The sequence below is a fragment of the Mycobacterium gordonae genome (assembly GCF_001417955.2).
Lineage (GTDB): Bacteria > Actinomycetota > Actinomycetes > Mycobacteriales > Mycobacteriaceae > Mycobacterium > Mycobacterium gordonae_B.
Genome location: NZ_LKTM01000383.1, coordinates 72,361 through 89,465 on the forward strand (window position 1 = coordinate 72,361; position 17,105 = coordinate 89,465).

Consider the following 17,105-nt stretch of genomic DNA (forward strand, 5'->3'; position numbering starts at 1 on the left):
ACCCTTCCCTTGTCAGGCGGTGGCTGCCAGCCCGGCGGCCAGCGCGGCCAGGGTGCGCTGCCACAGCTGTGTCAGGTGATCGATTTCGGCCGGCGTGAACAGCGCCTCGCTCCACAGCACAGTGTTGACGAGTTGCTGGCCGGCCGGGGTGCCGCGGACCAACAGACTCATGTTGAGCGCGAAACGCAGCGGCAGATCCGGCTCGGGATCAACTGGCAAAGCGTCGATTTCCTGTCCGTCGATCAGCGTCCACGGTTCCTCGGTCACCACCCCGAGGTCCAGCCGGCCCAGGTAGTTGAAAAGCAGCTGCGGCTCGGGCGCCTGCTGCAATTCCGGGACGCGGGCGACGTATCGGAGTAACCCGTAATCCAGGCCGTCGCAGGGAACCGCTCCCAGCTGCGAGGTCACCGAATCCAGTAACGCCCGGGCCACCTCTGGCGCCGCCTCCAGGCGCTCGATGTCCACGGCGGTCGCCCCCACCCCGAGCCGAACGGGGAATGCCGCCGTGAACCAGCCGACGGTGTTGGTGGTGTCGGTGTCCATCAGGGCATCGGCGCGACCGTGGCTGTCCAGGGCGATCAGGGCTCCCCCGGACGGATCCTGCGACCGCAGCCGGCGCCAGCTCGCCAGCATGACCGTCACCGCGCACAACAGGATTTCGCGCATCCGGTCATCGCGGTTGAGGGTGCCCACCAGACGCTCAGTGACGTCGACCGGCGTCATCAGGTTGCTGACCCGCAGCGTGGACCAGGTGTCCCGGGTCGGGTCCGGGTGGCGCGTACCCAGCGCGGGATCGGCCTCGCGCAGCTGCGCACCCCAATACTCGCGCTGCGCGAGGACTTCGGGAGCCACCGCCCTGTCCCACATCAACTCCGACCATCGGCGGTAGGACGTGAACTCCGGCAACGCCTTCGGCGCGGCGCCCGCGCGCAGCGATCGCCACCCCTCCGCGATGTCGCTGAGCAGGATGTGCCAGGACACCACGTCCACCACCAGGTGGTGGATGGTCAACAGCAGCATCTGGCGCTGCGCAGCGCCGTGAAACCACACCGCGCGAATCATCGCGCCCGCGCTCGGGTCGATCTCCTCTATCGCCCGGCGCGCCGAAGTTCGCACCAGCGACGCTAATTCGGTATCGGTCGAGACGTCGACCCGCGAGAGCAGTTCGGCAGCGGCCACGACACCGGGTTCCCGGGTGACCAGACGAGCGCCGTGGGGTGTATCGGTCAGGATCGATCGCAGGGACTCGTGCCCGTCGAGCACGAGCTGAAGCAGCTGCTCTATCGTCACGCGGTCGATGCCGGCGGGCAGCCGCAGCAGGACCGTATTGGTAAAGCGCCGGAAGTTGCCGTGCTCGTTGACCCAGGACACGATCGGCAGCGGCGGCACCTCACCGTATTCGGCACCGATGACCGCCGGTCCGGCCAACTCAGCCATGTCGACCGCGGCGGCGAGCTCACGAATCGTCGGTGCGGTGAACACCAATCGCGGGCTCAGCGCCAGGCCGCGTCGCCTGGCCTTGTGCACCAGGCCGATCGCCACGATGCTGTCCAGCCCGAGCGTGAAGAAGTCGTCGTCCAGGTGGGGTGCCACACCGTTGAACTGTTCGGCGAACAGCTCGCTCAGCACTCGTTCGCTGTCGGTGGACGGCGTTACCGGCCCGCGGCTGCCAGTGGCGAGTTCGTCGCGGGCCAACCTGTCGAGCGCGTGATTATCCAGCTTGCCGTTGGCATTGACCGGCAACCTGGGTAGCGCCACGATGCGCGCCGGGACCATGTACGCGGGCAGTCGTTCCGCGAGAGCGGCACGCAGCGCATGCGGCTCAACCCGCGTATCATCCTGCCAGACAACGAAACTCACCAACGTCGCGCCCCCGGCACGCCGCACCACCGACACGGCCGCGTCGTGGACGCCAGGCTGGGATCGAAGTGCACCCTCGATTTCGCCGATCTCGACCCGGTAGCCGCGGATCTTGACCTGACTGTCGCCGCGCCCGAGGTAGGCCAGACCACCATGCGGCAGGCGACGCACCAGGTCGCCGGTGCGGTACATACGTTGTCCGGGCCGGAACGGATCGGCCACGAAGCGGGCGGCGGTCATCGCCGGCTGACCGATGTAACCCCGAGTCAACTGGTTGCCGGACAGGTAGAGCTCGCCCACGACTCCGTGCGGAACGCTGCGCAACGCCGAATCCAGGACGTAGCCGAGGGTTCCGGCGTTGACCGTGCCGATGGTCGGTGCCGGGTACTCCCGCACGGCGGCCACCACCGCCTCCACGGTCGCTTCGGTGGGCCCGTAGCAGTTGTACACGGCACCGGCCGGCAGCGAACACAACTGCTGCCACAGCACACTATTGATCGCTTCACCGCCCAGTGCCAGCACCGCGAGGTGGTGATCCGGCAGTCCGGCGGCCCGCAACTGGACGAGCATCGAGGGCGTGGTGTCGATCATGTCGATCTGGTGATCGGCCATCCCTTTCAATAACTGGTCCGCGTCGCGCATCTCCTCCGCGTCGAACAGATGGATCCCGTGTCCGTCGAGCAGCCCGACCATGGGCTGCCACGACGCGTCGAAGCTCATGGACCAGGCGTGGGCGATGCGCATCGGGCGGCGCAGGCGCCGTCGCGCGGGCCGGTAGACGCGGTCGCGGTGGTCGGCGAAGTAGCTGACCAACGCGCCGTGGGTGCCGATCACGCCTTTCGGCTCACCGGTGGACCCGGACGTGAAGATGACGTAGGCGCTGTGCCCGGGATGGCGGGGCACGACGGGAGCGACGGCGTCACGACGCGAAATGCGCTCAGCCACCGCCGGGTCGTCGAGCACCAGGGCGGGGACTCGGCCCTCGATCAGTGCCGAACCGGCTTCGTCGGTGATCGCCAACGCCGGATCCGCCTGGCGCAGCATGGATTCGATACGGGCGACCGGCAGGGTGACGTCCACCGGCAGATAGGCGGCACCGGCGCCCAGTACGCCGAGAACCGCGACGATGGACCGCGCCGAACGGGACAACACCAGTGCGACAACGTTTTCCGGACCGATCCCCCGCTCGCTGAGCTCGCCGGCCAGCCGCGCCGCCTCGGCATGCAGTTCGGCGTAGGTCCAGCGGCCGCCGTCGCCGGCGGTCAGGGCGGTGGCCCCGGGCGTGGCGCGCGCTTGTCGTTCGAACGACTCCCACACCGTGGCGTCGACCGGCGGCACTGCCCGGGTGCGGCGGTCACACTCGGCGCGCTCGGCCGCGGTCAGCACGTCCAGCGCCTCGGGCGTTCGGTCGCCGATGCCGGGCAGTTGGCGCAGCACCGCGACCAGGCGCTCGCAGAGCTGTGTGCCCGAAAGGTGGGGCAGGGCTTCCCTGATCGCCTCGACCACCACGATCAGTCGATCGTCGATCAGGTGCGAGACCACGGTCAGCGGGTAGTGGGTCAGGCTCTCGCCGGCCACCGGGGAGAATCGGGCGCCGTCGGCGGTGGTCACCGGGTGGACGGCGTCCTGCAGCGGGGCGTTCTCGAACACGAACAGGGTGTCGAACAGGGCGCCGGAACCGTGCGCGCGCTGCAGTTCCGAAAGGCTCAGGTAACCGATGCCGCGCATCACCGACGAATCACGTTGCAGCTGCGCGCATTGTTCCACCACCGGCACCGTGCCGTGCACTGTGTGCACCACCGGAACGGTGTTGATGAACATTCCGACCATCGTCTCGACGCCGGGCAGTTGCTCGGGGCGACCGGAGACCACGGTGCCGAAGACGATGTCCCGGCGGTCGGTGAGCCGGCTGAGCACGAGCGCCCAGGCGAACATCACGGCGGTGTTCAGCGTCAGGCCGTTGCGCCCTGCCCAGTCCCGCAGCCGGCCCGTGTCACCGGCCGACAGCAGCAGATCCGATTTCTCCGGCACCCCTGGCGCGGCGGTGCTTTCGGCCAGCATCAGCGGTGCTGAGACACCCCGCAGATACTTCGTCCACTCGCCCTTGGCCGCCGCCCGGTCCTGCGTCGCGAGCCAGGCGATGTAGTCGCGGTACGGGCGGGGGGCGGGCAGGCCGTCGGCGCTGCCCCCCGCTTGGTAGACCGCGAGCATCTCGGTGAAGAACACTCCGAGCCCCCAACCGTCCACCAGAATGTGGTGGGCGGTGACGATCATCCGGCGCCGGGTCTCGCCGGGCACCGTGAGCAGCACCACTCGCAGCGCGGGACCGCGACTCAACTCGAATGGGCGGTGCCGCTCCGAACGGGCTATCGCGTCGAATTCTGCTGCCGTGGCGGTTCTTTCAGACCAGGGCAGCTCCGCGTGCGCGGGCACGATCTGCACCGGCCTGGGCACGTCTCGATCCCAGAACGCCGCACGCAGGTTCGGGTGGCGCACCAGCATGGCCGCGGCGCTGCCTCGCAACAATTCGACGTCGACCGGGCCGTCGATGTCGACGACGATCTGCATCGTGTAGATGTCGAGGCTGTCCTGCGCAAGGCGGGACAACGCGAACAGCCCTTCCTGTAAAGGACTGAGCGCCAGTACATCCTCGATCTGCGGCGGGGCGGAAGTCACGGGCGCCCCTACTGCTGCTGCCACGACGCGTTGAGCGCGGCCAGGGCGTCGGCATCCAGTCCCGACGCACTCATCGGCGCGCTCTGGAAGTCCCGCTCCCCGGTATCCGCCTGCGCCGCAGCCACGTTGGCGGCCACGTCCACCGCGCCGGCCACCTCGGCGAGGGTCATGTGCTCGAAGAGCATCGCCGGGGCCAGCGCGAGGCCCGCCGCGTTGGCCCGCGCCGACATCTGCACGGCGATGACGCTGTCGCCGCCGAGTGCGAAGAAGTTGTCTTCGCGGTCCACGCCGGAGATCTCCAGCAACTCCTCCAGCAGGGCGATCAACGCTTGTTCGGTCTCGGCGGAGCCGACGGCCTTCGCGGGTTGCGTTGCCAGCGGGGCGGGCGCCGCCAGCAGGGCCGCCATGACGTCGTCCGGCAACAGCTCCAGCTCCGACACCGGCCGGTCCGGGGCCGTCACGAAGGCGTCGAGCACCGCACCGAATGCGTCGGCCAGATGCCGAACCGTCTGCGGTTCATACAGATCGGCACTGGCGAGGAACCGCACCTCCAGTCCCCCGTCGGGTTGCACGCTCACACTGACGTCGAGGTCGAGCAGCGAAACCTCGAACTCCATGGGGATGGGCACCACCGTCGTTCCGCCTGTCACCAGTTCACGTGGCGCCTGCGCCCAGTCCTCGGTGCGGAAGTGCAGCGAGCATTGGAAGAACGGATGGTTGCGGGCACTCGAGCGTGGCGGGTTGAGCGCTTCAACCAGCCGGTCGATCGGAAGTTCCTGGTGCGACAACGCGTCGAGTGCCGTTGCGCGGCAACGCGCCAGGGCACTTCGCAGACTGGGATCGCCCGTCAGGTCGTTGCGCAACGCCAACACATTGGCGAACGGTCCGTCCACATTCGCCACGGCCAGGTCATCGCGGGACGCGACCGGAGTTCCGACGGCGATGTCCGTGGCTCCCCCGACCCGGTGCAGCAACACGGCCAGGGCGGTCTGATAGACCATGAATTCACTGGCGCCGCTGTGATCCGCCAGCTGAGTCAGCCGGGCACGCCGCGCCGCCGGCACCGTGAACGTCACGACCTCGGCGCGTTGTCCCACCACCGGTGGACGCGGATGGTCGGCCGCCATCGGGATTTCGGCGGGCAGCCCGGCCAGCGCCTCGCACCAGTGGGCCAGCTCGGCCGCGGCCCACTCACCCGGCGTGTCGAAGGTATCCCGTTGCCATAGCGCGTAATCGACGAACTGCAGTGGCAGCGGTTCCCACTGCGGCGCCCGGCCCGTCGCACGTGCCCGATATGCGGTGACGAGGTCTTCGTAGATGACGCCGAGCGAGTTGTGATCGGTGACGATGTGGTGGATGAGCACGACGAGTATGTGCGTGCCGGGGTCGAGCACCAGCAGGGTCGGCCGGATCAGCGGGCCGGACGTGAGGTCGAACAGGTAGCGGCGCAGCTCGGCGGTCGTCGCGTCGGCCCGGTCGGCGCTGATCTCGGTCACCGCGAGATCCAATTTCAGGGTGGGCCGCACCGACTGATACGGAATGCCCTCGTGCTCAACGAAAACGGTGCGCAGCGCCTCGTGCCTGGCCACCACGTCGTTGAGCGAGGCGGTGAGGGCGGCGATATCCAGCGGTCCGGTGAAGCGCAGCGTGAGTCCCAGGTTGAAGACGTCGTTGGGCCCCCGCATCCGGTGCTGGAACCACATGGCCAACTGGGAGTAGGACAACGGGGGACGCTCGGGGCGGATCGTCGCGGCGAGTTCCGGACGGCCCGACGGCCCTGCCGATAATCCGGTGCCGAACTCCTCGTCGAGGTCCATACCGTCGATGTCGATGTCGTCGAGGTCGATGCCGAACAAGGCACGGAACTGCTCGACCAACAACGCCGCCAAACCTGCCGGCGTCGGCGCATCGAAAACGGTGCGCACGCTGCAGTCCACCCCGACCTCGGAGCGGATCTGGGCGACCAGACGAGCCGCCAGCAACGAGTGGCCGCCCAGATCGAAGAACGAATCGTCGGCGCCGACCCGCTCCAACTCGAAGAGGTGGCCGAAGATCGCACACACCCGTCGCTCCGTCGGCGTCACCGGCGCGCGGAAACTGCGGGCGTTCACCGGGGTCGGTGCGGGCAGTGCGCGTCGGTCCAGCTTGCCGTGCACGGTCAAAGGAATTTCCGAGATCACCGCGGCCGCGGTCGGCACCATGTAGCGCGGCAGGATGGCCGCGGCATGTGCGTGAATGTCGTTGACGTCCAATTCAGTTGGACCCGCCATAGGGGACGCCGCCGGCACCACGTAGGCGACCAGTCGCGCTCCGGCCGGGGATTCCTCCGCGAGCACCAGGCAGTGCCGCACCGCCGGGTGCGAGGCGATCACCGACTCGACTTCACCGAGTTCGATCCGGAAACCGCGCACCTTGACCTGTTCGTCGGCGCGGCCGACGAATTCCAGGTTCCCGGCCAGGTTGCGCCGGACCAGATCTCCAGTCCGGTAGAGCCGCATCCCGGGATTGAACGGGTCGGCGACGAATCGTTGCGCGGTCAGCCCGGGACGGCCGAGGTAGCCACGGGCCAGCTGCGCACCGCCCAGGTACAGCTCCCCGACCACTTCGGCCGGCACCGGCCGCAATTCCTGGTCGAGTACGTAGGCGTAGACGTTCTGGTTCGGCCTGCCGATGGGCACGACGCCCGGGCCCTGGCGGCCCTCGACGGGCATGTGCGTGGCACAGATGACCGCCTCCGTCGGACCGTAGTGGTTGCGCAGCGTGGCATCGAAGTGACCGGCGAACCTGTCGGCGACCTCGCCGGGCAGCGCTTCCCCGCCCACCGGCACCTGCCGCAACTGCCGCCACTGGCTCGCCTGCGGCAGCAGCAACAGGGTGCTCAACATCGACGGCACCATGTGCAGCACAGTGACCCGGTGGCGGTCGATCAGATCCGCGACGTACGAAACTTCGCTGAAGGCATCGGCTTTCGGCACGATCAGCCGCGCGCCGATGGACAGCGGCGCGAAGATCTCCATCACCGACGCGTCGAAGCTCACCGATGACGTCTGCAACAGCCGGTCCGTTGCGGTCAGGCTCCATTCCTCGAGGAACCCGGCCATGTGTTCGGCGATCGCATGATGCGGGACCGCTACACCCTTGGGCTGTCCGGTGGAACCGGACGTGTAGATGACGTAGGCGAGGTGCTCCGGCCGTAGCGGGCGGCGCCGGTCGGTGTCGGTGGGCGCGGCGCTCGACAACGCGGCGGCCTCCTGCTCCGCCTTGCCGAACTCGTCGTGACCGATGACCAGTGCCGGGCGGGCGTCGTCGAGCAGGTAGTCGATGCGCTCGCGGGGAAAGGCCGGGTCGATCGGCAGGTAGGCCCCGCCGGCCTTCAGCACGGCGAACATGGCGACCACGAAGTCGACGGACGTCGTCATGCGCAGGCCGACAATGTCGTCGGGCCCGATCCCGTTCCCGATCAGCCAGTGCGCCAATCGATTTGCCCGATCATGCAGTTGCGCGTAGCTGAGCTCGGTGTCCTCGAACACCAACGCGACCGCGTCCGGGGTGGCCGCGGCAGCCGTTTCCAGCGCGGCAACGGCGGTGCTCGCCGGTCTCTGGACCAGGACGCCGTGGGACTGCGTCAGCACTGCCTCCCACTCGCCCGGCTCCAGCAGATCCAGCCTGTTGACCCGGCGTCCAGGGTCGGCCAGCGCGCTCGTGAGCAGCTGCCGATAGTGCCGCAGCAACTGCCCGACAAGCTCGTCGCACAGCACGTCGGTCTGATATTCGAATTCGGCGGACATGCCCTGCGGGTCGAGCACCACCGCCAGCGCGAGTGGGATCGGGGCGGACACCGCGCCCAGTTCGAGCTGTCGGGTCGTGACGCCCGCGAATTGGAGTCCGGTCACGCTCTTGCGCATGCTGAAGCCCAGCCGGACCAGTCGGTCCATCCCGTCGTGTCCGGCGCTGCGCTCCGGGTTCAGTTCGCGCACAACGCGATCCAGGCCGACCGACTGGTGGGCGAAGGCTTCGAGGCAGGTGTCCCGCACGCCGTCGACCAGTGAGGTGAACGTATCCTCGGGCCGTACGCGGATGCGCAGCAGCAGCGTGTTCCCGAAGTATCCGATCGCCCCCTCGGTCGCGGCCCGGCGCTCGGTCACCGGAACCGAAACCAGGAAGTCGGCGGCGCCGGTGTACCGCCGCACCAGGGCGCCGTATGCCGCCAGCAACACCATGAACGGCGTGGCGGAACGTTCCCGGGCGAAGCCCTCGAGCCGGGAGGACAGGTCCGCGGGCAGTGTCGCCGTTCGGTGTGCGGCCCTGGTCGATGGATTCGGCGCGGCGCCGCCGGGCAACTCCAGCGGATCAGGCACCGGTGACAGAGTCGAGCGCCAGTAGTCGACGTCGGCTTCGGCGACGTCCGGGGATCGGTCCACCACCTCGACCGCGATGTACTGCGGCGGTTCGGCATCGGTCAGGCTGGAGTCGTAGGCCGCACTCAGCTCGCCGAAGAAGACGGCCCAGCAGTCGTCGTCCCAGCAGATGTGATGCGCCACCAACAGCAACACGGATTCGCCCGCAACGCCGCGCAGCAGGGTCATCCGCAGCGGCAACTCACTGGTGAGGTCGAACGGCTTACCGAATTCGCCTCGTGCCAGCGCGTCGATCTGCTGCCGTTCACCCGGAACATCCCGCACCTGCCAGGGCAGGTCGACATCGTCGCGGAAGACCTGGTACGGCTCACCCTCGGAATCGACGCCATAGGTGGTGCGCAAGATGGCATGCCGCGCAACGACAGTCGCGAAGGCCGCGCGCAGCCGCGCCTCGTCGAGCGCGCCGGTCAACTGGTAGGCGACGCAGATGTTCAGCGTGGCGTCCGAGGGGTTCATGGCCTGCACGAACCACATCCGGCGTTGTCCGGCCGACAGACCGTAGCGTTCCCCCGCCGAGATCACCGTCCGTCGGGCTGATTCGGCCGTCGCCAAACCACTTTGGGCGATCCGCTGACGCAACAGCTCGCGCCGGCGTTCCTGCACGGTCCTGGCATCGGCCATGGCTGGTTCACCTCCTCCTCCCAGGCGGGCGCTCAGCCCCGGCCGACCTTCCTCGTCGGACCCCGGCTGTCGGCCAGTAGATTATGTTAGCCTTCGCTAAGTTGGGGGCTGGATGCGGGCAGCACCGCCGAACCTGCCGCCGTGTTCGCGCGAGAGGACAATTCCGTGCCGGAAGTAACGGGGATTGACCCACTGGACCTGCTGCACCGGCGCGCCACGCCCGAGCACGACGGACTACCGGGCACTTTCGCGCTGCGGGCGCTGGATCTGGACCGCGACCTCGATGCGCTGCACTCCTGGATGAACGACCCCGAAGTCGCGCGCTACTGGAACAAAGCCTGGCCACGCGACCAGATCGCGTCCTACCTGCGCGAACAGCAACTCAGTGCGCATTCGGCCCCGTACGTGGGCGAACTGGACGGCGTCCCGATGAGCTACTGGGAGCTCTACCGCGCCGATCTCGATCCGCTGGCGCAGTACTACGACGCCCGCGAGCACGATGCCGGCGTTCATCTACTGCTGGGTCCCGCCGACTGCCGCGGACGCCGACTGGCCGCGGATCTGTTACGCGTGGTGTCGGGCTGGCAATTGGATGCCGACCCGCTCGCCACCCGGGTGATCGGTGAACCGGACGCCACCAACGTGCGCCTCATCCGGGTCGCCGCACTGGCGGGCTTTCGGCACGTCACGGACATCGACCTGCCCCACAAGCGGGCGGCCCTGCTGGTACGGGCACGGGACTCAGGCTGAGCGGATCGGCCCGATCCGGTCCGGGCAGCTTATGTTAGCCTTCGCTTAGTTAGCAGAGGAGAGGTAGGGCGGCATGCCGCGCACGCTTGGTTGGATCAGGCAGTTTCACCAACCTGATTCACCCGAGAGCCCGATACTGCTGGTCTTCCCGCACGCCGGCGCGGGCGCCTCGGCCTACCGCTCCTTCTCGAAGGCGCTGAGCAGGCATTTCCGGGTTCTGCTCGTCCAGTACCCGGGTCGCCAGGACCGCGCCGGCGAACCGCCGCTGGCCACGCTGCCGGAGATCGCGGCCGGCGCGTTCGAGGAATTCGCGGCATCCGAGCACTGCGGTGCCGGTCCCGTGGCCGCATTCGGCCACAGCATGGGCGGCTGGGTTGCGTTCGAGTTCGTCCGGATCGCCGAATCCAGGGGCTTCGACGTGCGCGAACTCACCGTCTCGGCAGCGGTCGCACCCGGCAATGCCGTCACCAAGCCACCGCATCCGACCGATGACGAGTCGATCCTGCAGCACCTGACCGCACTGGAAGGCACCAACTCCGCCGTCTTCGGCAACCAGGACCTGATCCGGCTGGCGCTGCCGGTCATCAAGGCCGACTATCGTGCCTGCGACGCGTACTCCTGCCCGGACGACGTCAAGATCGCGGCCCGCATCCACGCGCTCGGAGGCGACCAGGACCCGATCGTCACGCTCGGCGATCTGTATGGCTGGGGCAAGCACACCGACAGTGCCGAGGTGACGATGTTCGACGGCGGGCACTTCTTCATCAACGATCACGTGGACGCCGTGGCCGAACTGCTGGCCGGGAGCACGCAGCCGGAGCAGACGCGGTGACCGATCCGGTCGTCGTTGCCGGACTGGCTGTCGAGACCCCGGGCGGCATCGACACCCCCGCCGCGTTGTGGCAGGCCCTGTGCGACCACCGGGAACTGCTGTCCCCGTTTCCGCGGGATCGCGGCTGGCCCATCGACGAGCTGCTGTCGCTGTCCGAGGCGGACGGCTGGGGACGGGTCCCCGATTCGGGTGGATTCCTCTCCGGTGCAGCGAATTTCGATCCCCCGTTCTTCGGCATCACGCACCGCGAGGCACTGGTGATGCACCCCCAGCAGCGGGTGGCGATGCGCGTCGCGTGGCGGGCACTGGAGAACGCCGGCGTCAATCCCGGTTCGGTCGAGGGCGAATTCGGCGGATGCTACGTCGGAATGTCGATGACCGAGTACGGCACCCGTACCGCCGTCGCCGATGATTACAGCGGCCACCGCACGGTCGGTATGGGACAGCTCGGTGGGGCCGGACGGATCTCGCACGGACTGGGCCTGACCGGACCGTCGATGTGCATCGACTCGGCGTGCGGATCGTCGCTGACCGCACTGCAATTGGCCGTCAATGCGATCTCGATGGACGAGTGCGAGTGGGCGCTGGCCGGCGCTGTCTGCGTATTGGGTTCGCCGGCCGCCTTTTTCGAGTTCGCCAAACTGCACGCCCTGTCCGACGACGGACACTGCCGCGCCTATGCCGAGGACGCGACCGGCACCGTCTGGGGCGAGGGCGCGGGAATGCTGCTGCTGGAACGGGAGTCGCGCGCCCGGCGACTCGGACACCGGGTCTACGGACGGATCCTGGCCGCCCGCACCAACCACAACGGCAAGGGGAAACCGATCCTCGTCCCCCGGGTGCACGCTCAGGAACAGGTGGTGCGCAAGACGCTGGACGCCGCCGGCATCGATCCCGCCGACGTGGGAATGATCGAGGGGCACGGCACCGCGACGCCGGCCGGTGACCCGGTGGAATTGCTGGCCCTTTTCAAGACCTACGGCGCCGCGGGATCCGAGGCCCTGCTCGGCTCGATCAAGTCCAACGCCGGGCACGCGCAGGCGGCAGCGGGAATTCTCGGGCTGATCAAAGTCCTCCTCGCCGGCCAGCACGGCTACATTCCACCGACTCTGTTCTCGGACAACCCCACCAAGAAGCTGGACTGGGATCTGACCGGCATCCGGCTCGCCACGAAGCTGACTGAATGGCAACCCAAGGACGGCGTTCGATACGGCGCCGCATCGTCGTTCGGCGCCGGCGGCGCCAACGCCCACGCGATCGTCGCGATGCCCGCGGACGGTGACACGTGACCAATTACCGGCTCCCCAACGGCGTTGTCCCCGTGCTGCTGACGTCGGACACCCCCGAACTCATACCGGTCGATGCCGCCGCCCTGCTCGCCTACCTGGCCGACCACCCCGAAGCGATGCCGCACCAGATCGCCGCCATGCTCTTCCGTACCCGGGTCGCTCGCAAACACCGCGCCCTGGCGCTGGTGGGCAACCGCGAGGAGCTGATCGAGGCGCTGCGAAGCGTCGTCGAGGGCCGCGAGCATCGCTTGGTGCTGCGCGCGGACGCCGCCGCGGCGGCCCGGCGTCACGCCTATGTCTTTCCAGGTCAGGGCAGTCAGCGACCCGGCATGGGCAGGCGCTGGTACGACTTTTGCCCGGCGTTCCGGACCGAGGTCGAGCGCTGTGCCGAGGCCTTCGCCGAGCAGACCGGGCAGTCCCCGCTGAATTACCTGCTGGACGACCAGTTTTCAGTCGAAGACGACGCAAGCACCGTCCAGCCCGCCTTGTTCACTCAGATGGCGGGTCTGGCCGCGACGTGGCGCTCGTTCGGCATAGCGCCCGCCGCCACGATCGGGCACAGCCAGGGAGAGGTTGCCGCCGCATACGTCTCGGGCCGGATCACGCTGGCAGATGCGGTCCGCGTGATCGCGCGACGGGCGCGCGCCGCCGACGGGCTCGGCGCCGGTGATTACGCGATGGCCGTGCTGGCCACCGACCGGGAGACATGTGAGGACCTGCTGGCCCGCTGTTCGGGCTGGGCTGAGCTCTCGGTGGTGAATTCGCCTGGAATGCATGCGATCTCGGGTGACCGGGAATCGGTACAGAGCATCGTGGACACGTGTACCGCGCGCGACATCTTCGCCCGGACGATCAGTGTGCGATACCCGGCGCACACGGGGTTGATCAACGGCCTGCATGACGAGTTGTGTGCCGGCATGCAGCGCGAACTGTCCAGCCTGACGTTCTCCGACAGCGAGACCACCTGCGTCGGCGCCACTCTCGGCGCTCCCATCACACCGGAGCAGCCCGCGGACCGTTACTGGTTCTGGAACCTGCGCAACACCGTGCGGTTCGACAAGGCGATGGCCGTCGCGCAGTCATTGGACATCGACACCTACATCGAGCTGGCCGAGCACCCGACATTGCAACTGGCGATCCAGGAGAACCTGACCGCCGCCGACGCCGAACACGCCGCCCTGGTGGTCGGCACGTCCAGAAGGACAGACGACGACCTCACCGACTTCACCAGCAATGTGATGCGGTGTGCGCTACATGATCTGAACTACCCGTGGGAAAGCCTGCTGACGCAAACCCAGGGACCTCCGCCGCTGCCGTTGCCCGATTTCCCGAACACCCCGATGAACGAGACCGCGCTGTGGATGCCCTACGAACAGGGCCTGTCCCCGGCCGCACGCACCACGTCCGACGCGCCGATCACCGCCGACCCGGAGTCCGGCCCAGATCGGGCGGCGCCACGGCTGCTCACCGAGAAATGGGTGCGACTCTCACGGCGCTCCCTGGTACCGCCGCGCTCCATCGGCATCATCGATCACACCGGAGCCGCCGCCGATCTCGCCGCGGCGCTGACCGTCGCGGCCGGTGACGTCGGTGCCACGGCCCGGACGCTCAGTGCCGACGAATTCCGCACCGCACCAGGTGATCTCGATACGTGTATCATCCTCCTTCCACAGCCGGTGCGCCATGACGCCGCCGGGGCGGTGAACAGCCTGGCGACCTTTTTCGCCGAACGGCGCTGGTGGCCCGGGGCCGTCGCCGGTGTCACCGACTACTGGCTGGTGACCGCGGGCGGCGAGACGGTGGTGACCGACGATCCGCCGCCCGATCTGGTGCACGCGGGGGCGAGCGCCGGATTCCGTTGTGTGGGTGCCGCCTACCCCGGTGCCAGATTCCGCCACCTCGACATCCCGGACCCACCGCCTACCGGCCCGGCCGCAGCGGTGGCGATCGTCGCGGCGCTGCATACCGCGGAGGAATCCGAACTCGCGCTTCGTGACGGCGCCCTGTATGCCAAGCGGGTGGTCGACGACGACGCACCTGTGACCGGCGCCAGTGAGCGTCCTGCCGGGCACGTCCTGATCGTCGGTGGCACCGGAAACCTGGGTCTCGAATTCTGTGAGCACCTCGCCCGCGGTGGCGCCCGCGAAATCACCTTGCTGAACCGATCGGGTGAAACGGCCGTCGTGACAGAGCGATTGCGGAGCATCCGCTCGGGCACCCCGGCCCGGATCCGGGTCACCGCGTGTGATCTCAACGACGCCGCGGCAGTGTCGGCGCTGGCCGCACGAGCCACGGCCGCCGATCTGATAATCCATGCGGCGGTGGAGTATTCGGGTATCGAACTGACGGACATCACGGTCGGGGATGTCGACCACGCCCTGCAGGCCAAGGTGGTCGGGATCGCCCGGGTACTGGACACCTTCCCCCGGAGCGAAGACTGCCGGGTGGTGCTGTGCTCCTCGATCTCAGCCTCGGTCGGTGGGCGCGGCCTGGCCCTGTACGCCGCCGGCAATCGGATGCTCGACGCGATGGCGCATCACCTCCGAGCCGAGGGCCTGGATTGCGTTTCGGTGCAGTGGGGTCACTGGCGGGTCCATCTCGAGGAGTCCGGATCGGCGATGCTGGCCGGCCTCGGCGTCGTCCCCATGCGTCCCGCCGACGCACTCGCGGTGGACGTGACCGGGTTGCGCGAGAACAAGATTGTGGCCGCGTTCGAACTGGATCGCGCACGCTCGGTGCTCGGAGCCTGCGGTCGCGGTTCGTTGCTGTCGCAACTGGACTCCGCTGCGCCCCGCCCGGTCGAACCACCGGTCCGGCCGCGGGAAAACCCCTCGGGACTCACCCAACGGTTGGTGAGCCTGCTGGCGCAGGCGATCGGGGCCGATAGCGCCGACACCATCGACACCGCGGTCCCGATGGTGGCGATCGGCCTGGATTCGTTGCAGGCTCTGGAGTTTCGGCGCCGCGTGAAGATGGAGCTGAATCACGACCTGGAGGTGGCCGACCTGCTCGGCGGGGCGTCGATCGCGGAAGTTCTGGCGAAGCTGGACGCTTAGCTCATCGCCTCGCGCAGGCTTCGTGGGCGCATGTCGGACCAACTGCGCTCCACGTAATCGAGGCACTCCGCGCGGGTGGCCGCACCGAAGACCGTCTGCCAGCCCGCGGGCACCTCGACCACGACCGGCCACAGGCTGTGCTGATCCTCGGCATTGACCACTACCCGGAACAGGCCGGCGTCGTCATCAAACGGGTTGGTATGCACCGCTTCTCCCGACTGGCGAATTGGATCCGGCGGCCACCGCCCCGGCGCCGAGGACCCGATCAGACAACAGGCCCAGGCAGCTCAGATTGGGGAAGCCCGGGCCCTCGTTCAGTCCGGACAGGTTGGGCAGCAACAGCCGCGGGGTGACTCCGGTGACGGCGAGGTCGGGACCGATCGACTCCTCGATCCGTTGCCCGGTCAACGGGCCGCCGAGCTCCAGTTCCAGCAGGTCGACGGCGTCCTGGCTGAGCAGCGGCAGGAACCACAGCGCGTCCGCGCCGGAACCGTCGATGACGAGGTCGAAATCATGCACGCTTTCCTGTAGTTCACCGCAGTGGTCGGTCTGCAGGGTGATCCAGATGCGCTCGTGACGGTCGACGACTTTCGCGACCCGCCCGCGCAGATGCTTGATTCGTTCGTCGGCGAGCAGCAGTTCCTGTACCCGCGCGGAGAACACGCCCCGATCGGTGCGGGCAATGCACTCACGACGCTCGGACAGTGTCAGGGTGCGCCAGTGGGTGGGATCGGAGAACAGGGAATTCTCGAAGAAGCCCTCACCGCGGGTGAACAAGGTGGCCTGCGGCGAGATCGCCGTGATTGTCGAAACACGGTGATGGAAAAGCTCATTGAGCATCGATGCGGCCGTCTCGCCACCACCGATCACCGCCACGTTCTCGGCGACGATGCGGTCGTGACACGACGTGCGCTCCCAGAACTGAGCGATGGACAACATCCGCGGATCACCGGAGAGGATGGACCGTTGCGGCTGGCCGGGACCGGTGATCATCACCGTGTCCGCTGCCAGCACCGCATCCCGCGTGTGCAACTTCCACTGCTGCCCCTGCACCGACATCTGAATCAGTTCGCCGCGAACGACTTTCAAATCCGCCATCTCGGCCACCCAGCGCAGATACCGCGCCCAGCTGTCGTGCGTGGGAGCGGGCCTGCCCCGATCGACCCAGCCGACGAACTGATCGATGGCGACCAGGTACGCCTGCCAGCTCCACCGCATCATCCGCTCGTCGACTTCGGTGTCGCGCCCGGGCACCAGCGACGAGCGGTAGGGAAAGCCCACGTCCTTCTCCGGACTGGTGCCCAACCGCTGCCGCCCGTCGGTCCAACCGCCGCCGGCGATCCAGTTCGCCGCGACACCGGAACGCTCGATGGCGACGATGTCAGGGGTGTCCACGCCCATTTCGCGCAGTGCCGCCGCTTTTGCGGCCACTGCCACGGCCTTTGCGCCGGCCCCGATGATCGCGAGGGTTTCACCCATCGTGCACCCGACGAGATTCTGAGGCACGGTGGCGGCATCCCCCGCTTGCCAGTGCGTCGGCGAATGATGCGCCGCCCACGACCCCACCTCCCCGGCTTAGCTCAGGCTGTCCTAACTTTCTGTA

General features: G+C 68.1%; 8 protein-coding genes. 4 read left to right on the forward strand and 4 right to left on the reverse strand.

All coding sequences use genetic code 11. The features are described 5' to 3' along the window. Positions 1–12: 12 nt before the first annotated feature. Together AO501_RS33200 and AO501_RS33205 are read right to left on the reverse strand one after the other, a co-directional pair. On the reverse strand, positions 13–4,536 hold the full coding sequence (locus AO501_RS33200) for a non-ribosomal peptide synthetase (protein WP_055581800.1): 4,524 nt from the start codon (positions 4,534–4,536) through the stop codon (positions 13–15). 8 nt (positions 4,537–4,544) lie between these two features. Continuing rightward, on the reverse strand, positions 4,545–9,575 hold the full coding sequence (locus AO501_RS33205; RefSeq protein ID WP_055581801.1) for a non-ribosomal peptide synthetase: 5,031 nt from the start codon (positions 9,573–9,575) through the stop codon (positions 4,545–4,547). Between the two features lie 165 nt (positions 9,576–9,740). On the opposite strand from AO501_RS33205, the gene AO501_RS33210 reads away from it, so the two are divergent. The 4 genes from AO501_RS33210 (at position 9,741) to nbtC (ending at position 15,502) form a co-directional block, all read left to right on the forward strand. Next, a complete protein-coding gene (locus tag AO501_RS33210) occupies positions 9,741–10,325 on the forward strand; it encodes a GNAT family N-acetyltransferase (protein WP_231752702.1) in 585 nt (194 codons plus the stop codon). A 73-nt stretch (positions 10,326–10,398) separates the two neighbouring features. Next, a complete protein-coding gene (locus AO501_RS33215) occupies positions 10,399–11,157 on the forward strand; it encodes a thioesterase II family protein (RefSeq protein ID WP_055581802.1) in 759 nt (252 codons plus the stop codon). Beyond that, positions 11,154–12,446, forward strand: coding sequence for a polyketide synthase (locus AO501_RS33220; RefSeq protein WP_055581803.1), 1,293 nt, complete (start codon positions 11,154–11,156; stop codon positions 12,444–12,446). The genes AO501_RS33215 and AO501_RS33220 overlap by 4 nt, the downstream gene beginning before the upstream one ends. Next, a complete protein-coding gene (nbtC, locus tag AO501_RS33225; protein ID WP_156452919.1) occupies positions 12,443–15,502 on the forward strand; it encodes a nocobactin polyketide synthase NbtC in 3,060 nt (1,019 codons plus the stop codon). Before AO501_RS33220 ends, nbtC begins: the two co-directional genes overlap by 4 nt. On the opposite strand, the gene AO501_RS33230 is transcribed toward nbtC, so the two are convergent. Both AO501_RS33230 and mbtG read right to left on the reverse strand, forming a co-directional pair. Continuing rightward, positions 15,499–15,708, reverse strand: coding sequence for an MbtH family protein (locus AO501_RS33230; RefSeq protein ID WP_055581804.1), 210 nt, complete (start codon positions 15,706–15,708; stop codon positions 15,499–15,501). The two genes, nbtC and AO501_RS33230, sit on opposite strands and share 4 nt — an antisense overlap. Next, positions 15,689–16,981 (reverse strand): NADPH-dependent L-lysine N(6)-monooxygenase MbtG, encoded by a 1,293-nt coding sequence (gene mbtG / locus AO501_RS33235; protein ID WP_055581805.1) that lies wholly within the window; start codon positions 16,979–16,981, stop codon positions 15,689–15,691. The genes AO501_RS33230 and mbtG overlap by 20 nt, the downstream gene beginning before the upstream one ends. Positions 16,982–17,105 lie beyond the last annotated feature (124 nt).